Genomic DNA, 23006 nt, shown 5'->3' on the forward strand with positions numbered 1-23006 from the left:
GAACAGTTATCGAGTATACTGTACTTAAGTTAAGAACACTTGATGGATGACTGAACTTAAAAACTAGGTAAACTGATAGGGAATCATAATCTTCAGAAAATTAGACAAGGTATGTGTTATTGAATACTATATCAGTTTTATATGATGTATGCTTATAACTGTTCTTATTTTGAGTTCAGTATACAATTAGTAGTTTATAAATATTTAAAAGGGGGAGAATGAAATGAAATGGTTAATTCGCATTTTACAAGTAGTATTAATTGTTGCATTTATAATGTCTGGGGCTGTTAAGTTAAGTGGCAATACCCAAATGTTACATGATTTTAAAGAAGTATATGGGTATTCCAAAGGATTTATGTACTTAATCGGGTCATTTGAAATACTCGGTGCAATTGGTCTTTTTGTAGGCTTTTGGAAATCTAATATTGCTACACTTGCATCAACTGGATTAGCAGTGATTATGGCAGGAGCAGTTTACACTCATCTTAGTGCAGGTCAAGACTTAAATGTTGCAATAGCACCATTTGTTTTGTTAGTGTTAACAATAATTGTAATATTATCTAGAAGGGGTAATGTAAAGTGAATTTCCATGTGAAGCCACAAGTTTATGCACCAACTATAGAATTAAAAGTATCTAATTTATCACGTTCAATTTCATTCTATCAAGAAGTAATTGGACTACGTATTTTAGATGAATCAACGACTAAAGCTAGATTAACTGCTGATGGGGTTAAGCCATTAATTACATTAGAACAGATCGAAAATAGTGTTCCAAGAAATGATAGAAATACAGGTTTATATCACTTTGCTTTACTTTTACCAACACGAAAAGACCTAGGTATTGTGTTAAAACATTTTATAGAAACTAGAAATCCATTACAAGGCGGTTCTGATCATTTAGTGAGTGAAGCATTATATTTAGCCGATCCTGATATGAATGGAATCGAAATATATGCAGATCGTCCACACGAAGGCTGGAGCTGGCAAAATGAACAGGTTGTAATGGATAGTCGTCGCCTTGATGTAGAGGGCTTACTCTCACTTGCTGGTGAGGAAAAATTCACAGGTCTACCGCAAGAAACCATTATGGGACATATTCATTTACAAGTTTCAGATTTAGAAAGTACAGAAAGATTTTATTGCGAAGGATTAGGATTTGATGTAGTAACTAGATACGGCAACCAAGCTTTATTTGTCTCAACAGGACAATATCATCACCATTTAGGCTTTAACACGTGGCATAGCGCTGGTGGATCTCGTCCACTTGAAAACAGTGTAGGATTACATCATTATACTTTGCTATATCCAAGTGAAGAAGAAAAAACAAATGCCATTAATAGATTAACAAACATCAGTGCGATAGTATTTGAAGAAAATGGAATTACTTACACGAAAGATCCATCAGGCAATACTATTCAAATACTAGTCGGTTAAATATATTGTTATTTATATCAAGAGACATTTGCGAGTAATGACGCAAATGTCTTTTTTTATTTTGACTAAAGTTTAATCTCAAAATTGTTTTTTTTTATGTTTGATTCGTACTTATTTTAAGAAGATGTTTGGAACGGAAGGTGGCTCGACTCCTGTGGGAGTAGCGGGACAGCTGAGACCCCACAGGAGGAAAAGCCTAGGAGGCTCAGCGCACGCCCCACAAAAAGCGAGCAACCTGTAGTGGAAATCGACGAATACTTTTTTTACCATACAAGTTTGCTAGAAAAAAGTAGAGACACTTGTAAGCCATTAAGAAAAATTTTTATATTTACCATAACAAAATATTAAAACTAACTCTTACTTCTATCATATTTCCTTATAAAAATTAATATAGTTGAATACATGTACATTTACTAGCTAAGGGTGAAGGGAAGATAAAGGGGAGTGAACTAAGTGTTACATATTGTAGTTTGTATTAAACAAGTTCCTGATACAAAAATCATTAAAATGAATCCAAAAACCAATACGATGGACCGGGCAAGTGCGCCTGCAATTTTGAATCCATACGATGCGCATGCAGTTGAGGAAGCTGTTCGATTGAAGAAAAGATATGGTGGGACAGTGTCAGTTATTACAATGGGCCCTCCTCCTGCTGTGAAGGCAATCCGAAAATGTATAGAAATTGGTGCTGACGAAGGTTATATGATTTCAGATAGAGCATTTGCTGGAGCAGATACTTTAGCGACAAGCTATGCCTTAACGAAAGCGATTGAAAAAATAGGGGGAATTCAACCAATTGATTTAATCGTTTGTGGAAAAATGACAATTGACGGTGATACTGGACAAGTTGGGCCAGGGATAGCTCGACGACTTGATATCCCGCCTTTAACTTCTGTAAAAAAAGTTCATGAGATAAATAAAGAAGATGGTTATGCGATTGTTCATCGGAAAATAGAGGACGGCCATGAGGTTATAAAAACAACATTACCTTGTTTATTTGCAGTTGAAAAAGAAATCAACGAAGTCCCATACTCTTCATTACCTAATTTGATAAAAGCTGCTAAATATCAACCAACTATTTGGGCAGTTAAAGATTTAGAAGATGTGGATATCAAACAATTGGGGTTAAAAGGCTCACCGACGATTGTATCAAAAGTTTGGGCTCCGCCAAAAGCAAAGGGCGGAACAGTTTTTGAAGGTACATCAACTGAAAAAGTAGCAGAATTAATGAAGGTTTTAAGTGACAAGAAGGAATTATTTGAAGTGAAGGGAGGGGTATAAGTGGATTTCTCAGATTACAAAGGTATATGGGTATTTATTGAGGAAAATGACAAAGTCATCGCACCAGTTTCTTTGGAATTATTAGGTGCAGGAAAGCAATTAGCAGAAAAACGAGGCTGCGAACTTGCAGGGATTTTAATTGGTCATGATGTGAAATCATTAGCCCCTAAACTGTTCGAATATGGTGCAGATATAGTTTACGTATATGATCAACCTATTTTTAAAGATTATCGAACGGAATCTTTTATGAAGGCAGTATTAGAATGTAGTAACAAATACAAGCCAGAAATCTTATTATATGGAGCAACCTCGAAAGGAAAGGATTTGGCAAGTGCTGTTGCGACAGACTTACCAACTGGTTTAACTGCAGATACGACAGTCTTAGATGTTGAAGAAGATACGGGCTTATTATTAGCAAGTCGACCAGCGTTTGGTGGAAATATCATGGCGACTATTTTATGTAAGAAGTATCGTCCGCAAATGGCAACTGTACGTCCGAAAGTGATGAAAGCGTTATCTCCTAATCCTGGTGCTGAAGGAATTGTGATCGAAGAAGAAATCGATTTAAAAGAAGAAGATATTCGAACAAAAGTATTGGAAATTGTGCGAGCAACAACGAAGAAAGTTCGGATTGATGAGGCAGACATTATTGTTGCAGGTGGAAAAGGACTTGGTAGTAGAGAAGGCTTTGAAATCATCAAGACTTTTGCAGAATCAATTGGTGCAGCTGTTGGTGCAAGTCGAGATGTAGTCGAAGCAGGTTGGGTTGAGCACCATCATCAGGTTGGTCAAACTGGTTTAACAGTTACGCCTAAAATTTATTTTGCAATTGGAATATCAGGTGCGATTCAACATATTGTAGGAATGCAAAACTCAGGTCTCATTATTGCAATTAATAAAGATCCAGACGCACCAATTTTCCAATCGTGCCACTATGGCATTGTAGGCGACGCATTCGAAATCGTTCCACTTTTAATTCAACAATTCCAAGAAAGCTTTTCTTTAAAGGAGGAAAATCACGACCATGCCGGAAAAATTTGATGTAATTGTCGTTGGAGCAGGACCAGCAGGAATCTCATGTGCATACGAGCTAGCTAAAAATGGTGTTAATGTAATCCTTATTGAAAGAGGAGAGTATCCAGGTTCTAAAAATGTAATGGGTGGGGTTCTTTACCGCAAAATGATGGAAGACGTAATCCCTGAGTTTTGGAAGGAAGCACCAATAGAACGAGTAATCGTTGAACAACGTGTCATGATGTTAGATAAACAATCAGCTACTACATTTGGGTATAAAGGGTTGGAATTTGCTGAAGAGCCATATAACAATTTTACGGTGCTTCGTTCGAAGTTTGATCAGTGGTTTGCTTCAAAAGCAGTAGAGCAAGGCGCATTACTAATCAATGAAACGGTCGTATTAGAATGTATCGTAGAAAATGGTGCTGTTGTCGGTGTTAGAACAGATCGACCAGATGGTGATTTATATGCAGATGTGGTCGTGCTGGCTGATGGCGTAAACTCTCTATTAGGAAAATCACTAGGTTTTCATAAAGAATGGAGACCAGATGAGGTTGCATTAGCGACAATGGAAATACTCAAACTCGATAGCAAAATCATTGAGGACCGCTTTGGCTTAGAAGGAAATCAAGGTTGTGCCATAGAGTTGTTTGGGGATGCTACAAAAGGTATTGTTGGAACAGGCTTTTTATACACGAATAAAGATACATTAAGCATTGGAGTCGGTACATTACTTTCGGGTATGATTGAACATAAAATAAAACCATATGAACTTTTAGAGTATGTCAAAAAACATCCGATGATTCGCCCATATATCCAAGGAAGTGAGCCGCAGGAATATTTGGCACATTTAATTCCAGAGGGTGGATATAAATCAATTCCAAAATTAGTCGCCGATGGTGTAGTAGTGATTGGGGACGCTGCACAATTAGTAAATGCGATTCACCGTGAAGGTTCTAATATGGCAATGACTTCAGGAAGACTCGCAGCCGAAACAATTATTGAAGCAAAAGAAATAGGTCAGTATACAGAAAGTGTCTTAAAATCGTATGCTAATAAATTACTAGATAGCTTTGTTGGTCAAGATTTGAAAAAATACAAAGATGCTACTCATCATTTTGATAAATTCCCTCAATATTTCGAGCAATATATTCCTCTACTTAACAAATCTGCAAGTCAAATGTTCACTGTTGACGGTAAATCTAAATGGGAAAAACAAAAGAAAATTATGAGCGACTTGGGAGGGGTCAAATCTAAATATAAACTTGCGAAAGATGTATATAAAGCATGGAAGGTGATGAAATAAATGAGTGAGACAAAGAAAGAACATACAATTGAGGAAAAACAATATCTCGTTCGTTTTAATGCTGATACAAAATCGCACTTAACAGTACTAGATTCGGATATTTGTTTAACAAAATGTCCTGATAAGGTCTGTACAATATTCTGTCCAGCAGAAGTCTATAAATGGGAAAATATTCGAATGCATGTAGGATATGAAGGATGTCATGAATGCGGAAGTTGTAGAATTGGATGTCCTCATCAAAATATTAAATGGGAATACCCGAAAGGTGGGCACGGAATTATCTTTAGACTGGGGTGATTGCAATGTTCGCAATTGGCAATTATGTGATGTTTAGTTTAGATGGTGCTGTCGGTACTGTTATGGAAACTAAAGACAATCAATGCTTAGTCGCTTGGGAAGACCGTGTTGTTAGCTGGGCAAATAAAGAGCTACTTAAAAAGATTAGTTGTGCAGAACTAATTCAACTTTTTACCCCTAAGTAAATATTTCTTTTATTGAAAGGAACTGCCTATCGCTAAAAATAAATTTTGGTTATTGAGATTACTAGTTAAATAATAGACTAGTACATTATGAAAAATGATGGGACTGCTTAGGTAGTCCTTTTTTTGATTGATCGCAATAATAGTCTCGTTGTTTTGAAATTAAGATAACACATCAGTATTTATAAATTTTGGAGGAAAGATAAGAAATAAATAATGTTATTCATGTATTTGAAATCATTCTTCGAGTGAAGAAGGATTTTTATTGGGTTATACTACACATTTTATTTAATTTTGATAAAATACCATTGATAAACAAAAAGTATATTATTGACTTACATATCATGAATTTAACAACAATCTTTTGATCGTAGAAGTTAAGTTTGGATTATATTATCAATTAAATTAGAAGGGCGTACTAACATAAGGAATTAGATTTATTTTTATTTTTTAGTTTGTTTCTAAAAGATTGTTGCTTTGTGAAATTAAACCGAAATAGACAAAGTTGTAATCAACTAACGCAATCTTTTACCAACTTTATATAAGAAAAACAGCCTATTTTTAAAAGGGAAAAACGGAGGTTTCTATGATAAAAATTTTAATAGTTGATGATGATGCGCATATTAGAGAATTGTTAAGACATTATCTCCAAGCTGAGGGCTATGCAACATTAGAGGCGTCAAATGGAGAAGAGGCTTCATTATTGCTTTCTGAGCAACAAGTAAATCTAGCGATTGTTGATATCATGATGCCGAATAAGGATGGCTATGAGCTTTGTGAGGAAATTAGAAATGATTATGATTTTCCGGTTATTTTACTAACCGCAAAAAATCAATTATTAGATAAGGAAAAAGGATTCAAGGTTGGAACGGATGATTATGTAACGAAACCTTTTGAGCCGAAAGAATTATTGTTCCGAATTAAAGCATTACTAAGACGTTTTACAATGGTAAATGCAACTCAAATTCATCTTAATGAAACGATAATTGATCGTAGAAGCTATGAAATATATTGTAAAGGTAAGCTGTTAATGCTCCCTATGAAAGAGTTTGAATTATTATCACAATTAGCAAGTTATCCCGACAGAATATTCACTCGCGAGGAATTAATTCATTTAATTTGGGGTGCTGATTTCGATGGTGATGATCGGACAATTAATGTTCATATTAAGAGACTAAGAGAACGTTTTTCAAATTTAACAGATGATTTTTTCATTAAAACTGTACGTGGCGTCGGTTATAAATTGGAGGTCACGAAAAAGTGAAAACACTATATGTAAGAATTGTAATGACGATTATTTTTGTCATGATTTTTAGTAGCTTAGTGTCCTTTTTAATATCAAATATCTATTATCACTACAAACTGAAGCCTTTTAACGATCAAAAGTTAACAAAAATGGCTTATGAAGTGAAATCATTTTATGAAAAGAATCCTAGTTTAACGATCCAAGACTATTTAGAAAATATTGGAGACTTAGGTTATCAAGTTTTGTTAGTAGATGAGAATGAGAGACAGTCTTTTTACGGTGGGTCTTTTCGAAATAGTCAATTGGATGAAACAACTGTGAAATCAGTATTAAATGGAGAAGTTTATCATGGTATAGCTAAATATCCTACAAATTGGTTCGTGACGGGATTTTTCGATAATTCAGTTGTTAATACAATTGGCGTTCCAATTATTAAGAGCGAGGATCATCATTATGCGCTTTTTTTAAGACCAAATGTGGAGCTCCAATTTGGTGAGCTTAGAATTTTATTTTCAATCATTTTAAGCCTAACAATTCTATTAAGTATTTTAATGGTATTCATTAGCACACGTTACATTGTAAAACCAATTGTAAAGTTAACAGAAGCCACTAAAATCATCGCTGAAGGTAAATATAAGATTCGATTACAAATTAAAAGAAAAGATGAAATCGGAAAGCTTGCCAATCATTTTACGAAAATGACAAAAAAATTAGATCAAATTGAACAAATGCGCCAAGAGTTTGTTTCAAATGTTTCTCATGAATTTCAGTCGCCGTTAACGTCAATTCAAGGCTTTTCACAATCATTACAAGCAGATGATTTATCTGACGAACAAAGAAAAACATTTTCAGCGATTATTGAAAAAGAAAGTAAACGGATGTCTTTATTGAGTAAGCAATTATTAGTATTAGCTTCATTAGATAAAGAGGAAGAAATATTGCAAAAAACGGAATATGATGTTTCTGAACAAATCAAACAAGTAGTTATAACAAATGAATGGAGCTGGCGTACGAAAAATTTAGCAATTGAAATGGAATTAGCTCCAACGAAACTATTTGCTGATAAAAATTTGCTACATCAAGCTTGGACAAACTTAATTATGAATAGCATTAAGTTTAATAAAGAAGGCGGTTTAGTTTCGGTAAGACTTTCTAGCGAAGATGGGATGGTAACAATCGAGATAAAAGATACTGGTATTGGCATTTCAGAAAATGACCTTCCATTTATATTTAATCGTTTCTTTATTGCTGATAAAGCAAGAATTCGTAAGGAATCAAGCACTGGTTTGGGGTTAGCCATTACGAAACAAATTATTGAATTACATTATGGAGAAATACATGTTGAAAGTAAATTAAATGAAGGAACATTGTTTTTCATTAAAATTCCGCAATTGTAATGAACTGTTCACCTTCTGTTCACTTTCCATTTCTATACTCAAAAGAGTAATAAGAAAAGGAGATGAATAGTTGATGTTTCTTGCTTTAAGAGAATTTAAACATGCCAAATTTCGCTTTCTATTGATAAGCTGCATTATGATTCTGATATCATTACTCGTTCTATTTGTAACTGGGCTGGCAAAAGGATTGTCTTTTGATAATGCTTCGTCAATTGAAGGAATGAAAGCAAATTATATCGTTCTTCAAAAGGGTTCTGATAAACGTTTGAGTCATTCAATGTTAAATAATGAAAATTTAAATGAAGTGCAAAAATATATTAGTGAAAAAAATGCAACTCCATTAGGTATTCAAATGACTACTGTAATGAAGGATGGGGTATCCAAAAAAATAGATGCTTCATTTTTCGCAATTAATACAAATGAATTTCTCCAACCAAAACTCCTTGAAGGTAGAATGATCAATCGGGATACAAAATCTGAAGTAGTGGTTGATGCTTCATTTAAAGATGATGGAATTCGAATAGGTGACAAAATAATTGATCAAATTTCTGGCAAGGAGTTTGAAGTAGTCGGTTTTACAGAAAATCAATCATTTAGTCACACACCAGTCATTCATCTGAATTTTACAGAATGGTCGATGATGTATACTTCCAAACAAGGTTTTAATGCAATTGCGCTAAATACAAATTCTGAAACTGCAAAAAAATTAGAAGAAAAAATAGCTGGTGTAGAAGTCATTCAAAAAAATGAAGCTTTAAAAGGAATTCCAGGCTACAAGGAAGAACAAGGCTCATTATTCATGATGATTACATTTCTATTTATCATTGGAGCGTTTGTATTAGCAGTGTTTTTTTATGTGATTACGATTCAAAAGATTAACCAATTCGGTGTATTGAAAGCGATCGGTTCAAAAACAAGTTATTTAGCAAAAAATATTGTTTCTCAAGTTCTTGTTCTGACGGCTGGAAGTCTTTTCATTAGTAGTTTATTAACTTACGGTTTATCAAAAATATTACCAAATAGTATGCCATTTGTTTATAACTTACAGTTAGTTGTAGGCTGTTCACTCTTATTTCTAGTCGTAGCACTTGTTGGATCATTATTATCCTTATACCGAATTACAAAAATCGATGCAGTTGAAGCGATTGGGAGGGCTAATTAATGAGTATGAAACTAGAACTAGAGAATATTAGTAAAATTTATAAAGATGGAGAATCTTCCATAAAAGTACTAGATCAAGTATCACTACAAGTGAAATCAGGTGAACTTGTAGCACTTGTCGGTCCTTCTGGGTCTGGGAAAAGTACATTTCTTTCAATAGCTGGTGCTTTACTATCACCTAGTAGTGGTAGATTATTGATAGATAACATAGAAATTAGTAAGCTTCCTCTTTCTAAACTAACTGAATTTAGATTAAAAAAGATTGGCTTCATTTTTCAAATGTCCAATTTGTTGCCGTATTTAACAGTTAAAGATCAACTGTTATTAATTAGTGAATTAGCTGGTGGACAAAAATCTGTAGCTGATCAAAAAGCTGATGAACTATTAGAGCGGTTAGGCTTATCAAATCGTAAAATGAACCATCCAGAAAATTTATCAGGCGGGGAAAAACAAAGAGTAGCAATCGCAAGAGCGTTTATGAATAATCCAGAAGTTATTTTCGCAGATGAACCAACTGCAAGTTTAGATGCTGAGCGTGGCAGAACGGTTGTTGAAATGCTCGCTAATGAAGTGAAAGAACAAAATAAAGCTGCTATCATGGTGACGCATGATCAACGCATGTTAGACTTATGCGATCGAGTGATCTTTATCGAAAATGGGAGGCTAACAGAAAGGAAATAAGGTTTAATTCGTTTTAGAATAAAAATTAGCTTTTTATGTAACAATATTTTAAAGATATAGTAGCTTCTTACTATATCTTTTTTATTTTTTTTCAGAAAAAAATGGAATGCAAAATATGAAAGAAATATATAGTAATCATAAATACTTTTTTATATTGACTAATAAATTAATAGAATTTATATTTAATTTTAAATATTCTAATAATAGGGGTGTGTAGATGGGTAACGCATTGGTATTTCAGTCTGATTTTGGTTTGCTAGACGGAGCAGTTAGTGCTATGTATGGTGTTGCTTGTAGTGTGAACCACGATTTAAAGATGTACGATTTAACCCATGATATTCCTCAATTTAATATTTGGGAAGCATCCTATCGATTGGTTCAAACAATGAATTATTGGCCGGTTGGAACAGTATTTGTTTCAGTAGTCGATCCAGGTGTTGGTTCAGATCGAAGAAGCGTCGTAGCACGAACGAATTCAAATCATTACATCATTACACCTGATAATGGAACATTGACTCATATCGCAAAAAATGAAGGAATTAGTCAGCTGAGAGTCATTGATGAAGAAATAAATAGATTACCTAATTCAAGTGAGAGTTATACATTTCATGGAAGAGATATTTTTGCATTTACCGGAGCACGATTAGCTTCTGGGATAATCGACTTCGAAAATATTGGACCAGAAGTAGCTACAAATTCATACATAAAACTACCGACAAAAGAATGTTCTAGAGAAAACAATATAATCAATGGAACAATTGATATTCTTGATATTCGATATGGAAGCATATGGACAAATATTGGAAGAACAGAGTTTATTAGTCTAGGTGCAAATTATGGAGATACAGTTGAAATTTCGATTGAAAATGAAGGAGAAAAAATGTTTCATAAACTGGTTAAATATGGAAAGTCATTTGCCGATGTAAATATTGGTGAACCGATACTTTATGTTAACAGTCTCGATCAAATGGCGGTTGCTGTTAATCAAGGATCATTTACTAATGAATATGGTATTTCAACAGGAATTGACTGGACAATTTCAATCAAGATTTCTAATTAAAAAATAGAGATAGAAAGAAAAAAGGGAGAGTGTGGAATGAATAATAATAATTTGTCGATTAGAACAATTGTTGCGATTGGAATTGGAGCAGCAGTGTTTATTATATTAGGAAGATTCGGTTCAATACCAACTGGTGTTCCTAATACTAATATTGAAACTGCATATGCATTTTTAGCACTAATGGCTGTTTTATATGGTCCACTTGCTGGATTATTAATAGGGCTAATTGGTCATACATTAAAGGATGCAATTTTTTATGGTTCTCCTTGGTTTAGCTGGGTTATTGCATCAGCAATTGTTGGATTGATTATTGGTCTGGCATCTAAAAATATCAAGGTTCAAAATGGCGAGTTCGGTAATAAAGGAATCATTCAATTTAATTTGATTCAAGTCATTGCAAACGCACTTGCTTGGTTTGTTGTTGCACCAGTTTTAGATATTTTAATTTATTCAGAACCGGTTAATAAGGTATTTGTTCAAGGTGCCGTTGCAGGTATATCAAATATTGTAACTGTTGCTATTTTAGGAACGATATTATTAACAGTTTATGCGAAAGCAAGACCAAAACAAGGTAGCTTAACAAAGGATATGTAGTCGGTGGAAATCTCTCACCGACCTTTTTCATTTTCATATAAATGAACCAAAACTTAAAATTTTATTGATTAAAGGAAGATGAAATTGAAAAAAGCAATGATTGAGTTTACTAAATTTTCGTTTCAATACAAAGCCCAGTCCAAACCAACACTAAAAGATATTAATCTAACCATCTATGAAGGTGAAAAAATATTAATTGTTGGTCCATCAGGTTCAGGGAAAAGTACGATTTCACATTGTTTAAACGGCTTAGTTCCATCGTTTTATGAAGGGGATATCAGTGGAAGCTTAAAAATAAATGGTAAAGAAACAAAAAATCAATCAATCTTTGAGTTGTCACAGCATGTCGGTACCGTATTACAAGATCCAGATGCGCAATTCATTGGATTAACTGTCGCCGAAGATATCGGTTTTAAATTAGAAAATACAGGTGTACATCAATCTGAAATGATTGAGACAGTGAAAGATATTTCAAAAATGGTCGGGATTGATCGGCATCTACATTCTTCACCACACCAATTATCAGGGGGACAAAAGCAAAGAGTAACGCTTGGTGGGGTGATGGTAGATCAAGCAAATATATTATTATTTGATGAACCTCTAGCGAATTTGGATCCAGCAACTGGAAAAATTGCGATGGAATTAATTGAAGATATTCATCAAAAAACGAATAGTACGGTTATTATTATTGAACATCGATTAGAAGAAGTTCTTCAAATTGATATTGATCGAATTATTGTCATAAATGAGGGTGAAATACTAGCAGATGTTAGTACTAATGAATGTCTTAGTGCCAACTTACTAGAAAACATAGGGATACGTGAACCTCTTTATATCACGGCTCTAAAGTATGCAGGATGTAAGATTACCCCTGAATCTGAACCCAAAAATATTGATTCTTTAAAAATAGATTCATATATTGATCAATTAACAAGTTGGTTTCAACATTCAGACAGATTAAAAAGCTTAGAAAATGAGGAAGCTGTGCTAGAACTAAAATCGATTGAATTTGGTTACAGGCAGAATGAAAAAATCATTCATAATGTATCTTTTAAAATAAATAAAGGTGAAATGGTAAGTATTGTTGGGAAAAACGGAGCTGGAAAATCTACTATTTCAAAATTAATTTGTGGGTTTTATCAGCCATCGAATGGACAAATCTTATTTGAAGGTAAAGATATGAAGGGGTTATCGATAAAAGAACGCGCTGAATATATTGGTATTGTACTTCAAAATCCAAACCAAATGATTTCACAAACTTCAATTTTTGATGAGATAGCTTTAGGCCTGAAATTTAGAGGTGTCTCACAAGAAGAAATAAAAGAAAGAGTGATGAATACCTTAAAGGTATGTGGCTTATATGAATATAGAAACTGGCCAATTTCTGCATTAAGTTTTGGGCAGAAGAAAAGGGTAACTATCGCAAGTGTGCTTGTACTGAATCCGAATATAATCATATTAGACGAACCAACCGCAGGACAAGACTACAAACATTATAATGAAATGATGGAATTTCTAAAGGAACTTCAGAATAGAGGCATGACGATTATTTTTATTACTCATGATATGCATCTAATGCTTGAATATACAAAAAGAGCAATTGTATTTTCAGACGGAAAAATCATTGTAGACGATTTAGCAGCTAATGTGTTAACGAATGCAGAAATCGTAAAACAAGCGAATTTAAAAGAAACATCATTACAGCAGTTGGCTCAAAAAGCAAATATATCCAATTCAGTTGAGTTTGTACATAAATTCATTGAATACGATCGGAGGGTTCGAGTTTAATGAACAATCCAATGCTTTCTTATATAAGTAAAGATTCCTTTATTCATGAATTAACAGGTGCAACAAAATTAATCTTTTTTATATTGTGGTCTACAGCTGCAATGGTTTCATATGACACTCGAATTCTATTAGTAATGTTTCTAATGGGTATCTTCTGTTTTAAAGTTTCAAAAATAGCGTTTAAGCAAGTTTCTTTTGTACTTTATTTTATTTTGTTTTTTATGGTGTTTAATAGCTTAATGACCTTTATTTTTGCACCGTATCAAGGTGTAGAAATTTATGGGACAAGACATAATTTGTTTCATATTTTTGGAAATGTATATATGACATCAGAACAATTATTCTATCAATTTAATATTAATTTGAAATATCTTACGGTTATTCCAGTTGGGATCTTATTTATTGTCACAACAAATCCTAGTGAGTTTGCTGCTTCGTTAAACAAAATAGGTGTTCACTACAAAATTGCTTACTCAGTTGCAATTGCATTGCGTTATATACCTGATGTGCAACGAGATTATCAAGATATTTCATTTGCACAACAAGCTCGTGGGTTGGAATTATCGAACAAACAAAATTTATGGAAGCGAATCGTTAATTCTGTTTCAATTTTAATGCCTTTAATTTTTTCAAGCTTGAATCGAATTGAAGTTATCAGTTCGGCGATGGAATTAAGAGGGTTTGGTAGTAAAAACTATCGAACTTGGTATAATGAAAAAAATTTTGAAATGAGAGACTATGTCACTTTTTTGTTTATAGGAATACTCTTTTTGGGGTCACTCGTTATTACATTCCATGATGGGAATCGATTTTATAATCCTTTTCTTTAATAAGTTTAAAATAGGAGAAGTTTAGTCAAAAAGAGTTAACTTCTTTTTTTCTTTGTTAAAGTAGTTTGTTGATTTCCACTCCAGGATGCTCGCTTTCCATGGGGCGGGCGCTGAGCCTTCTGGGCCCACAGGATGTGGGTCATGCATGCGTTACGACAGGACGTCGTGGGTTTAGCATGCCTTCCTTTTCGCGTCTGTAGGTCTCAGCTGTCCCACAGCTCCCATAGGAGTCGAGCATCCTTACGTTCCAATCTTGTTCCTATTAAAAGAGAGTGGTAATTAAAAACTTTAAATTAAAGATAATAAAATAGTTCATCCAAGGATTTCCGGTATATAATCTCATTTTTGTGAGGGGCGATGTGTCTCAACCTGTTCGAAATAATGGGGTCTCATTTGTACCAAACTCGTAGGAGTCGAACATCCTTGCGTTCCATTCCTTTTCTTAAACTGAGATTAATATCTAAAAACTTTTGATATTAAAGATATTAAAATTAATTCATCCTGTATTCCTTTTAAGTATCTCGCATTACGTGAAGCTCATCATTCTAACAACTCCTAAGAATTCGAGTAACTTAGGTCAAATTAATTTCTAAATTGCTTTTTAGTCAATTTGCTCTTTTTTCACACTTGAAAAACATTTTTTGTTTATTTTACGAGATAGATAGATTATTTTAAGAATATGTTTATTCTAAAAGGGGGATTACAATGGATACTGATTTACATTTGGCAAGTCGATCTAGCAGACTTTTAGCCGTATTGATTGATGCATTTATCACTTTTTTATTTTTCATTCTAATGGCATTCTTAACGGGAATTTCAACATCTGAATTTATTAATGACACATTTAATGTAAAGTTTTTCTTGATCTCGATACTGAGCATTCTGATTTTTAATGTTATTATTCCTACATTTGTATGGAAGGGTCAGACACTTGGGAAACGTTGGATTAAAATTGCAGTTGTAAAAGATTCAGATGTAGAAGTTGATTTGGTGACGATGCTACTTCGAGCGGTGTTTTTATTTTTTGGTCAAATAACTTTGCCAATCATTTCGTATATTATCAACGTGATAGCTTTTATCGATCCTTTGTTAATTTTTAGACATAATAAAAAAACAATTCACGATATGATTGCTAAAACGAAAGTAATTGATGTGTAAGTGAGAACAATAGAGTAAATTACAGCAAAAAAGAAAAGAAGGGATGGCAATTAAGCTGTTCCTTCTTTTCTCTATCGACGCAATATGAATATTAATTGACATGCTTTCATATTAGACAGTCAAATTATTTTCTGACTTAAGCTTCTTGGAGAAGCCGTTGGAGAATCGTAGCAAAAACGGCGATAACCAATGAAGCAAAAATGATAATGAGTCGATCTTCATTTTTAATCATAAAATATGCATGCTATGTATATGTTCTCTCGTTTCTTCTGACCCTAAATCATAAATTAATTTATATGCTTGTTTTAGAAAATAATCATAACCATTTTTGTTTTCATGATTCATATCAGTGATTGGTGCAATAAATGCCGTTTGTACGCCTAAAGCTTCATCGTACTTATCGATTTCATCAAAAATTCTTCCCAGTCTTTCTGCTTCATCTTCAGTTGCATCTATTTCAAGTTCATATGGTGCATCACCTTGATTAGGAACCATTGTTCTTGCTTGTACTGAAACATAATATCTCCTTTTTTCCATTACAATCTCCCTTACATTCAAAATTTGTTCTATTTCATATTATCTTCTCTGAACAATTGATTATTCAATTTTATAGAAATATCATTGTTCAGAAGGAAAGGTTATGATGTAAAAAGGAATTTGTTGTCTTTACATTGAATATTATTTTGATAAATAACACTTTAAGTTCCGTTTATTAAAAGGGAGAAAAAACACGGGGGTAAGAAATGAAGAGTAAAGGATTATATCAAGATTTTTTTCTACACTTTGACATTTTAGTAATGGGCATCATTTTTGCAATTGGATTTATTTATAGTGTTGGTTTTCACTTTTCATGGACTGTATTTCTAATCTTTATTGCAGGTTTAGTATTCTTTATGTTTAGTGAATATGTAACCCACAGATTTTTATTTCATTTAAAGGTACCTAAAAACCAATTATTTCTTAAATTTTTAAAGCGCATTCATTATGATCATCATACGTACCCAGATGATTTAAAGCTATTATTCTTACCAATTTGGTATAGCATCCCTAACTTAGGTGCTTTATGTGTTATTTTTTATTTAGTAACTCAAGATCTTACCTTAACATCTGCTTTTGGAGCAGGCTTGGTAATGATGTTACTTGTTTACGAATGGAAACATTATGTCGCACATCGACCAATTAAACCAAAAACGAAATTAGGTCGCCATGTTAAAAAGCTTCACATACTACATCATTTTAAAAATGAGAACTATTGGTATGGTGTATCAACTCCTATTTTTGATGGGATATTTGGAACACTAAAGGATGAAAAAGAAGTAAAAACAAGCGCAACTGCAAAATCATTAGAAGAAAGAATGTAGTAAAAAACGCCTCAAATGGCGTTTTTTATTTGTCATTTTTTACACATTTACTGGAATTTAAAGTTCTACTAGTTATTAATAAAGATGAAACGAGTGAGAGGTGAGACTTCACAGGAGGGAAATGGAGAAAGGGAAGACCCAATACATAATTCAAATATTATAGTTTCTAGTCTCTAAAAAAAGAAAGTCTTACAAGAAGTTGATTGAAGTGGAAGGTGCTCGACTCCTATGGGAAATGCGGGAATGTTGAGACCCCACAGACGCGAAAAGGAAGGCATGCTAAACACACGACGTCCTGTCGTAACGCATGCTTGACACACATCCTGTGGGCCCAGGAGGCTCAACTCTCACGCCCCATGGAAAGCGAGCATCTGCAGCGGAAATCAACAATCTTCTTTTAAAACATCGAAGTATTTTAGAACACTTTTATAAAGAACATTAATAAATCATTAAACTTATGATAAATATCAAAAAATGTAAATAATTGGACTATGTATTCACTATACATATTAGTATGGGGAATAATTTAGATTTTTATTTTGCCTTAAACCTGATCAACATACTGAAGGTTATTCTAAAATTAGGAGATGTAAATGAATAACTTAAATTACCGGAAAATCTTGTTTCTTGGATTTGGATTTTTTGCTATTAGTTTAACATGGTCAGTCTATAATGCCTTTATGCCGAAGATATTAAGTGACTATATCGGTTCTTCAGCATTAATTGGTTTTATCATGACATTTGATAATTATTTTGCTTTATTTCTACAACCGGCAGTAGGCGTATACAGTGATCGCTTAAATACTCGGTTTGGAAGAAGAATGCCATTTTTAATGATTGGTATGCCACTTGCAGCACTTTTCACCCTATTGATCCCTTTCCACCAATCTCTAATGCTACTAGTATTTTTTATTGTTTTTATGAATTTGAGCATGAGTGTATTCCGTTCCCCTGTCATTGCACTTATGCCGGATTTAACAAGAACAGAACACAGAAGCAAAGCAAATAGTATTATTAATTTTATGGGTGGTATTGGAGCGCTCATTGCTTTTTTTATTGGCTCAATATTATGGGATTTAAATGAGGGCTTTCCTTTTTATTTAGCAGGTTCTCTAATGCTCATTAGTTTTATCATTTTGTTTCATTTTATAAAAGAAAAAAGAGACGTCATCAATTATGAAGAAGCAGAAGAAAAAGTGAATTTAAAAGAAGGATTTAAATCGGCAATTGCAAACAAAAATGCATTATTCCTCTTACTTGCAATCCTCAGTTGGTTTATTGGTTTTAATGGAATTGAAACATTTTTTACTCGATATGGAGAAGTTTATTTAGGCATTAAGGTAAGTGCTGCATCATTTTCTTTTGCGTTTATCTCATTAGCCTTTTTAATATTTGCGATTCCAGCGGGCTTTATTGGAACCAAGATTGGAAAGAAAAAAAGTATTATCATTGGGATAATCGGCATCATTGTTGGATTTGGCGTATTGTTTTTCTTGAAAGATATCACTACGATTCGGATTGTTTTCTTTGTAATGGGATGCTTTTGGGCAATGGTAAATATTAATTCATATCCATTTTTAGCTGAGATGGCACCAGCGGGCTTTATTGGGACATATACAGGTTTATATTATTTATTTGCTTCAATTGCAAATATTGTCTCGCCACCACTTTTAGGAGCCATTTTGGATATGATTGGCTTTAAATTTATGTTTTTATATGGAGGTTTCTTTATTATCGTTTCGTTCTTTATGATACTGAAGGTGAAGGAAGGTAATATTACAATTGAGAGAAATTCAAACGCATCAATTTAGGTTGATGCTTTGAGTTTCTTTTTTAAGGTATCAAGGTTGAACTCACATATTTATATAGGAATTACGAATACTAAAAACTGCACTTCTTGATTTAAAAATCAATTTCAATTTATATAAATGTATTCAAATTTCTTAAGACAAGGGGTATTCACTATGACAACAAATATTTCTAAATTGATTGATCATACGGTATTAAAAGCAGAAACAACTAAATCTCAAATTGAGAAGTTATGTGCTGAAGCAAATGAGCATCATTTTGCATCAGTTTGCGTTAATCCAACTTGGGTAAAGCTTTGTGCATCATTGTTAAAAGGAACAGATGTAAAAGTATGTACTGTAATTGGGTTTCCTTTAGGTGCAAATACAAAAGAAGTGAAAGCATTTGAAACGCAAAATGCAATTGAAAATGGTGCTGATGAAGTAGATATGGTGATCAATATTGGTGCCCTAAAAGACAAGGATGCAGAATTGGTAGAACAAGATGTTGCAGCTGTTGTCGGTGCAGCTAAAGGTAAAGCAATTGTCAAAGTTATTATTGAGACAAGTTTACTAACTGATGAAGAAAAGGAGCTAGCATCTAAATTATCTGTAAAAGCCGGGGCCGATTTCGTAAAAACTTCAACAGGATTTTCAACTGGCGGAGCAACTGTGGAAGATGTAGCATTAATGAGAAAAACTGTTGGACCAGATATTGGTGTAAAAGCTTCAGGTGGGGTACGAGATATCGCTAGTGTGAATGAAATGTTAAAAGCAGGAGCGACTCGTATAGGTACGAGTAATGGTGTTACAATTGCTCAAGGAAATGTTGCTACAGAAGGTTATTAAAAAGCACCCATTATTATAGGTGTGTTAAGGTCTAAACTTGACATTTACCTGTTGACCTAACAATGCTTTATGTATTATAATCGTAAAAGACATGTAGAAAAGTGTTCTTTTTTGCAGTGTTTTTATTGATTGTAAGTGGTAGCTTGGAGGGAGGGAAAAGTAAGATGTCTAAAACAGTCGTTCGTAAAAACGAATCTTTAGAAGATGCTCTTCGTCGTTTTAAACGTTCAGTTTCTAAAACTGGTACGCTTCAAGAAGCAAGAAAACGCGAATTTTATGAAAAGCCAAGTGTAAAACGTAAGAAAAAATCAGAGGCAGCAAGAAAACGTAAATTCTAAGAGAGGGTGTTACTATGAGTCTTCTCGAACGTTTGAATTCAGATATGAAACAAGCGATGAAGGAAAAAAATAAAGACAAGTTAAATGTTATCCGTATGGTGAAAGCATCATTGCAAAATGAAGTGATTAGCTTGGGGAATAATGTAACATTGTCAGCTGATCAAGAGTTAACAATTTTAACTCGTGAAGTGAAACAACGTAAAGACTCCCTCCTGGAATTCGAAAAAGCTGGTCGTGCTGACCTTGTGGATAAATTAAAGCAAGAATTACTGATTCTAGAAGAATACTTGCCTCAACAATTATCTGAAGACGAACTTCTTGAAATCGTGCGTGCTACAATTTCAGAAGTTGGTGCTACATCAAAAGCTGACATGGGGAAAGTAATGAGTGCAGTTATGCCTAAAGTTAAAGGACAAGCTGACGGCTCTTCTGTGAATAAAGCTGTAGCTAGTCTGTTAAAATAAACGTCTATTTTTAGACGTTTATTTTTTTTGCCCTAAAACATTGATTTCTTCAATTAAACCCCCTTCTGTCACACTTCATTCTCATACAGAATCTAAAACGAATTTCCAAGTCTAATGGATAAAATTTATGATATATGAACGCTTCCCCGTCACTTCCCAGTTAATTTTCATTCACCATTTCCCTTTTTGTATCATACGTTCTCTAATTTAATCATAAATATGATATGAAAGGGGGAGGAGTCTATCTTGAAAAGATTAGCGCACAATATAAAAAACTGGATGTCAAGTAAGATGGACTTACCACCAGATGTACTCCTTGAATTACCACGAATTACAATGTTAGGTCAATTACATATTTATATTGAAAACCATAGAGGTTTGTTAGTTTATTCAGACAAGGAACTTCGTTTACTAATGAAGCAAGGACAGCTTCTTATTAAAGGAAAGGATTTTGTCTTGAAAACAATGCTTCCAGAAGAAATTTTATTAGAAGGCGAAATAGAGCACGTTTATTTTATTAATGAATAGCAACTAGAACTTACACCATGATCAGTAAATTGAACATGGGGGATAATCATGAAAAATCAATGGACAGCAAATCTTACAGGGATGGTTCAAGTAAAAGTAATTGGACTTGGACCTGAACGATTTTTAAATGAATGTATGCGAAAAGGGATACCATTAAAAAATGTGAAAAAGAATGGAACAAATTCAATTTCCTTTACGATTGATTTGAGGGATTATAAACGGATAAGAAAAATTCCTCGGAAAAAAGAATACAAGGTATTTTTTATCGGAAGACAAGGACTACCTTTTGAAATCAGACGAGCTTGGAAGCACTTTGGATTTGTTATTGGGTTAGTAGGCTTTCTAGTCGTTTTGTTTTTATTATCAAATATGGTTTGGAGAATTGATGTAAAAGGTGCTTCACCTGAAATTGAGTATAAGCTTCGTAAAGACTTGAACTCACTTGGTGTCAAAACCGGTGTATCACAATTTTCATTGCCAAAACTTCAAACAATACAAAAAAAATTACAGGATGATAATCCTTCAATTACTTGGATTGGTGTTCAATTAAAAGGGACTACCTTTCATTTCGAGGTTGTAGAAAAGCATTTACCGAAGCCTGATAAAAAATTAAGCCCAAGACATATTGTTGCGAAAGAAGAAGCTGTTATTACAAGTATGTTCGTCGAAAAAGGAAAACCTTTAGTCACTACAAATGATTATGTAAAAAGGGGTCAAGTATTAGTTTCTGGGATTATAGGTACTGAGGATCATCCAATTATCGTCCCAGCAGTCGGAAAAGTAATTGGTGAAGTTTGGAGAGAAGAAATTGTCAGTATCCCCTTAAATACGAAATTTACTGTGCTGACAGGAGAAAAAAAGAAGAGATTTTATATCGGAACTAGCCAAAGTAAAATAAAATTCTGGGGTTTTGATAAAAATAAGTACAAATCATTTCAAACTGAAGATAATGCATATCAATTTAAATTTTTAAAGTGGAAGTTACCGATATATTTTACAAAAAAAACAATCTTAGAGAGTGAAGATATTGTAAGAACCTACACAAAAGCAGAAGCAATTAATGTCGGAAAACAAACAGGTAGAAATGATTTGATGGATAAGTTAAGTGAGGATGCCAAAATTTTACAAGAAAAAGTTTTGCACGAGTCATTAGACAATGGTAAAGTTAATTTAAGAATATATTATAAAGTTTTAGAGGATATTACGAAAACGAAAACTATTGTTCAAGGGGACTGAGTAATGCCAGAACAACTACTAACGATAAATCAACAACTAGAAGATCCAAACGAAGCGATTGCCTTATTTGGCACAAATGATAAGCACCTACAAATTATTGAAAATATGCTTGATGTAAACATTGTCACGCGTGGTCAATCTGTACAAGTATCTGGAGCTAGTGAAGACGTAGGAACTGTTGAACAAATTATTCAAGCGTTATTAGAGGTTATACGCAATGGTGTGAGTATTACATCAAGAGATGTTACTTACTCGATTCAAATGGCTAAAGAAGGAAAGTTAGCATCATTTGCAAGATTATATGACGAAGAAATTATTAAAAATTCTAGAGGTAAAGCAATTCGTGTAAAAACCTTTGGACAAAGACATTATCTTCGTGCCATTCAATCAAATGATTTAGTATTTGGTATAGGTCCTGCTGGAACAGGTAAAACATATCTTGCAGTTGTTATGGCTGTTCAAGCATTAAAAAACAACAAAGTGAGTAAGATTATTTTAACAAGACCTGCTGTTGAAGCTGGTGAGAGTTTAGGATTTCTACCAGGTGATTTAAAAGAAAAAGTTGATCCTTACTTAAGACCACTGTATGATGCATTACACGATGTACTGGGTCAAGAACACACGGTCCGTTTGATTGAAAGAGGTACAATTGAAATAGCACCTCTTGCATATATGAGGGGAAGAACATTAGAAGATGCATTTGTCATTTTAGATGAAGCTCAAAATACGACGATGGCTCAAATGAAAATGTTTTTAACTCGTTTAGGATTTGGCTCTAAAATGGTCATAACAGGAGACCCTTCTCAAATTGATCTACCAAAAGGAGTAAAATCTGGTTTAATTTCTGCTCAAAATACACTAAAAGGTGTAGAAGGTATTGGAATGACAATACTAGAGCAGACAGACGTAGTCCGTCACCCACTCGTTCAAAAGATTATTCAAGCTTATGACGTAGCAAAAGAATAAATCGTAGTGACCCTACAAAATGCTAGGGTCATTTCGTGTTTTATCGAA

The 23006-nt window shown here is 33.5% G+C and carries 25 protein-coding genes and 1 pseudogene; 24 read left to right on the top strand and 2 right to left on the bottom strand.

From position 1 onward, the window contains the following. Positions 1-223 precede the first annotated feature (223 nt). The 16 genes from ACX6U0_RS09990 to ACX6U0_RS10065 all read left to right on the top strand — a co-directional run bounded on the left by ACX6U0_RS09990 (position 224) and on the right by ACX6U0_RS10065 (position 15429). Positions 224-583, top strand: coding sequence for a DoxX family protein (locus ACX6U0_RS09990; protein WP_464959804.1), 360 nt, complete (start codon positions 224-226; stop codon positions 581-583). After that, positions 580-1434 (top strand): VOC family protein, encoded by an 855-nt coding sequence (locus tag ACX6U0_RS09995; RefSeq protein WP_464959805.1) that lies wholly within the window; start codon positions 580-582, stop codon positions 1432-1434. Before ACX6U0_RS09990 ends, ACX6U0_RS09995 begins: the two co-directional genes overlap by 4 nt. 453 nt (positions 1435-1887) lie before the next feature. Further along, positions 1888-2715, top strand: a complete 828-nt coding sequence (locus ACX6U0_RS10000) for an electron transfer flavoprotein subunit beta/FixA family protein (RefSeq protein WP_464959806.1) — start codon at positions 1888-1890, stop codon at positions 2713-2715. Beyond that, entirely contained in the window at positions 2716-3756 is a 1041-nt protein-coding gene (locus ACX6U0_RS10005) for an electron transfer flavoprotein subunit alpha/FixB family protein (protein ID WP_464959807.1), read from the top strand. Further along, complete coding sequence (locus ACX6U0_RS10010) at positions 3740-5035, top strand: FAD-dependent oxidoreductase (RefSeq protein WP_464959808.1); 1296 nt, start codon at positions 3740-3742, stop codon at positions 5033-5035. The genes ACX6U0_RS10005 and ACX6U0_RS10010 overlap by 17 nt, the downstream gene beginning before the upstream one ends. Next, complete coding sequence (locus ACX6U0_RS10015; RefSeq protein WP_087998853.1) at positions 5036-5332, top strand: ferredoxin family protein; 297 nt, start codon at positions 5036-5038, stop codon at positions 5330-5332. Positions 5333-5337: 5 nt separating this feature from the next. After that, positions 5338-5517, top strand: a complete 180-nt coding sequence (locus ACX6U0_RS10020) for a tudor domain-containing protein (RefSeq protein WP_087998854.1) — start codon at positions 5338-5340, stop codon at positions 5515-5517. 583 nt (positions 5518-6100) lie between these two features. Next, positions 6101-6778, top strand: a complete 678-nt coding sequence (locus tag ACX6U0_RS10025; protein WP_464959809.1) for a response regulator transcription factor — start codon at positions 6101-6103, stop codon at positions 6776-6778. Next, positions 6775-8157 (top strand): sensor histidine kinase, encoded by a 1383-nt coding sequence (locus ACX6U0_RS10030; protein ID WP_464959810.1) that lies wholly within the window; start codon positions 6775-6777, stop codon positions 8155-8157. The genes ACX6U0_RS10025 and ACX6U0_RS10030 overlap by 4 nt, the downstream gene beginning before the upstream one ends. A gap of 73 nt (positions 8158-8230) precedes the next feature. Further along, positions 8231-9319, top strand: a complete 1089-nt coding sequence (locus ACX6U0_RS10035; RefSeq protein ID WP_464959811.1) for an ABC transporter permease — start codon at positions 8231-8233, stop codon at positions 9317-9319. Positions 9320-9324: 5 nt separating this feature from the next. Next, on the top strand, positions 9325-9999 hold the full coding sequence (locus ACX6U0_RS10040; protein ID WP_464959971.1) for an ABC transporter ATP-binding protein: 675 nt from the start codon (positions 9325-9327) through the stop codon (positions 9997-9999). A gap of 217 nt (positions 10000-10216) precedes the next feature. Beyond that, a complete protein-coding gene (locus ACX6U0_RS10045; protein ID WP_464959812.1) occupies positions 10217-11059 on the top strand; it encodes an SAM hydrolase/SAM-dependent halogenase family protein in 843 nt (280 codons plus the stop codon). 36 nt (positions 11060-11095) lie between these two features. Continuing rightward, positions 11096-11653, top strand: coding sequence for an ECF-type riboflavin transporter substrate-binding protein (locus ACX6U0_RS10050; RefSeq protein ID WP_464959813.1), 558 nt, complete (start codon positions 11096-11098; stop codon positions 11651-11653). Positions 11654-11737: 84 nt separating this feature from the next. Beyond that, positions 11738-13441: an ABC transporter ATP-binding protein gene (locus tag ACX6U0_RS10055; RefSeq protein ID WP_464959814.1), complete on the top strand. Its 1704-nt coding sequence runs from the start codon at positions 11738-11740 to the stop codon at positions 13439-13441. Next, the gene (locus ACX6U0_RS10060; protein ID WP_464959815.1) at positions 13441-14271 is read left to right on the top strand and encodes an energy-coupling factor transporter transmembrane component T family protein; all 831 of its coding nucleotides are present in this window, start codon (positions 13441-13443) and stop codon (positions 14269-14271) included. The genes ACX6U0_RS10055 and ACX6U0_RS10060 overlap by 1 nt, the downstream gene beginning before the upstream one ends. Positions 14272-14976: 705 nt before the next feature. Further along, positions 14977-15429: an RDD family protein gene (locus tag ACX6U0_RS10065; RefSeq protein WP_464959816.1), complete on the top strand. Its 453-nt coding sequence runs from the start codon at positions 14977-14979 to the stop codon at positions 15427-15429. A gap of 111 nt (positions 15430-15540) precedes the next feature. On the opposite strand, the pseudogene ACX6U0_RS10070 reads toward ACX6U0_RS10065, so the two are convergent. Then, positions 15541-15640 (bottom strand): annotated as a pseudogene (locus ACX6U0_RS10070) (DUF2975 domain-containing protein); the annotation flags it as partial. Positions 15641-15657: 17 nt separating this feature from the next. Then, entirely contained in the window at positions 15658-15966 is a 309-nt protein-coding gene (locus ACX6U0_RS10075) for a hypothetical protein (protein ID WP_192602638.1), read from the bottom strand. A 206-nt stretch (positions 15967-16172) separates the two neighbouring features. Between ACX6U0_RS10075 and ACX6U0_RS10080 the strand changes: the two genes are divergently transcribed. The 8 genes from ACX6U0_RS10080 to ACX6U0_RS10115 all read left to right on the top strand — a co-directional run bounded on the left by ACX6U0_RS10080 (position 16173) and on the right by ACX6U0_RS10115 (position 22958). Beyond that, positions 16173-16790 (top strand): sterol desaturase family protein, encoded by a 618-nt coding sequence (locus ACX6U0_RS10080; RefSeq protein ID WP_464959817.1) that lies wholly within the window; start codon positions 16173-16175, stop codon positions 16788-16790. A gap of 593 nt (positions 16791-17383) precedes the next feature. Further along, positions 17384-18601 (top strand): MFS transporter, encoded by a 1218-nt coding sequence (locus ACX6U0_RS10085; protein ID WP_464959818.1) that lies wholly within the window; start codon positions 17384-17386, stop codon positions 18599-18601. Positions 18602-18754: 153 nt separating this feature from the next. Next, on the top strand, positions 18755-19426 hold the full coding sequence (gene deoC / locus ACX6U0_RS10090; RefSeq protein WP_464959819.1) for a deoxyribose-phosphate aldolase: 672 nt from the start codon (positions 18755-18757) through the stop codon (positions 19424-19426). 164 nt (positions 19427-19590) lie between these two features. After that, positions 19591-19764 (top strand): 30S ribosomal protein S21, encoded by a 174-nt coding sequence (gene rpsU, locus ACX6U0_RS10095; RefSeq protein ID WP_003152957.1) that lies wholly within the window; start codon positions 19591-19593, stop codon positions 19762-19764. A 14-nt stretch (positions 19765-19778) separates the two neighbouring features. Then, positions 19779-20228, top strand: coding sequence for a GatB/YqeY domain-containing protein (locus tag ACX6U0_RS10100; protein WP_464959820.1), 450 nt, complete (start codon positions 19779-19781; stop codon positions 20226-20228). A gap of 279 nt (positions 20229-20507) precedes the next feature. After that, positions 20508-20756, top strand: a complete 249-nt coding sequence (yqfC, locus tag ACX6U0_RS10105; protein ID WP_087999544.1) for a sporulation protein YqfC — start codon at positions 20508-20510, stop codon at positions 20754-20756. A gap of 48 nt (positions 20757-20804) precedes the next feature. After that, complete coding sequence (gene yqfD / locus ACX6U0_RS10110) at positions 20805-21992, top strand: sporulation protein YqfD (protein ID WP_464959821.1); 1188 nt, start codon at positions 20805-20807, stop codon at positions 21990-21992. A gap of 3 nt (positions 21993-21995) precedes the next feature. Further along, complete coding sequence (locus ACX6U0_RS10115) at positions 21996-22958, top strand: PhoH family protein (protein ID WP_464959822.1); 963 nt, start codon at positions 21996-21998, stop codon at positions 22956-22958. Positions 22959-23006: the final 48 nt, after the last annotated feature.

The sequence above is a fragment of the Gottfriedia sp. ABJ_BB2_2 genome, from assembly GCF_055484705.1.

What these genes read in the sequence shown, in the direction of transcription:
- ACX6U0_RS10035 (WP_464959811.1), top strand. Translation starts at nt 8,231, where the DNA reads ATGTTTCTTGCTTTAAGAGAATTTAAACATGCCAAATTTCGCTTTCTA.
- ACX6U0_RS10115 (WP_464959822.1), top strand. Translation starts at nt 21,996, where the DNA reads ATGCCAGAACAACTACTAACGATAAATCAACAACTAGAAGATCCAAAC.
- yqfC (WP_087999544.1), top strand. Translation starts at nt 20,508, where the DNA reads ATGTCAAGTAAGATGGACTTACCACCAGATGTACTCCTTGAATTACCA.
- deoC (WP_464959819.1), top strand. Translation starts at nt 18,755, where the DNA reads ATGACAACAAATATTTCTAAATTGATTGATCATACGGTATTAAAAGCA.
- ACX6U0_RS10015 (WP_087998853.1), top strand. Translation starts at nt 5,036, where the DNA reads ATGAGTGAGACAAAGAAAGAACATACAATTGAGGAAAAACAATATCTC.
- ACX6U0_RS10020 (WP_087998854.1), top strand. Translation starts at nt 5,338, where the DNA reads ATGTTCGCAATTGGCAATTATGTGATGTTTAGTTTAGATGGTGCTGTC.
- ACX6U0_RS10080 (WP_464959817.1), top strand. Translation starts at nt 16,173, where the DNA reads ATGAAGAGTAAAGGATTATATCAAGATTTTTTTCTACACTTTGACATT.
- ACX6U0_RS10010 (WP_464959808.1), top strand. Translation starts at nt 3,740, where the DNA reads ATGCCGGAAAAATTTGATGTAATTGTCGTTGGAGCAGGACCAGCAGGA.
- yqfD (WP_464959821.1), top strand. Translation starts at nt 20,805, where the DNA reads ATGAAAAATCAATGGACAGCAAATCTTACAGGGATGGTTCAAGTAAAA.
- ACX6U0_RS10075 (WP_192602638.1), bottom strand. Translation starts at nt 15,966, where the DNA reads ATGGAAAAAAGGAGATATTATGTTTCAGTACAAGCAAGAACAATGGTT.
- rpsU (WP_003152957.1), top strand. Translation starts at nt 19,591, where the DNA reads ATGTCTAAAACAGTCGTTCGTAAAAACGAATCTTTAGAAGATGCTCTT.
- ACX6U0_RS10050 (WP_464959813.1), top strand. Translation starts at nt 11,096, where the DNA reads ATGAATAATAATAATTTGTCGATTAGAACAATTGTTGCGATTGGAATT.
- ACX6U0_RS09990 (WP_464959804.1), top strand. Translation starts at nt 224, where the DNA reads ATGAAATGGTTAATTCGCATTTTACAAGTAGTATTAATTGTTGCATTT.
- ACX6U0_RS10065 (WP_464959816.1), top strand. Translation starts at nt 14,977, where the DNA reads ATGGATACTGATTTACATTTGGCAAGTCGATCTAGCAGACTTTTAGCC.
- ACX6U0_RS10045 (WP_464959812.1), top strand. Translation starts at nt 10,217, where the DNA reads ATGGGTAACGCATTGGTATTTCAGTCTGATTTTGGTTTGCTAGACGGA.
- ACX6U0_RS10040 (WP_464959971.1), top strand. Translation starts at nt 9,325, where the DNA reads ATGAAACTAGAACTAGAGAATATTAGTAAAATTTATAAAGATGGAGAA.
- ACX6U0_RS10100 (WP_464959820.1), top strand. Translation starts at nt 19,779, where the DNA reads ATGAGTCTTCTCGAACGTTTGAATTCAGATATGAAACAAGCGATGAAG.
- ACX6U0_RS10085 (WP_464959818.1), top strand. Translation starts at nt 17,384, where the DNA reads ATGAATAACTTAAATTACCGGAAAATCTTGTTTCTTGGATTTGGATTT.
- ACX6U0_RS10060 (WP_464959815.1), top strand. Translation starts at nt 13,441, where the DNA reads ATGAACAATCCAATGCTTTCTTATATAAGTAAAGATTCCTTTATTCAT.
- ACX6U0_RS10025 (WP_464959809.1), top strand. Translation starts at nt 6,101, where the DNA reads ATGATAAAAATTTTAATAGTTGATGATGATGCGCATATTAGAGAATTG.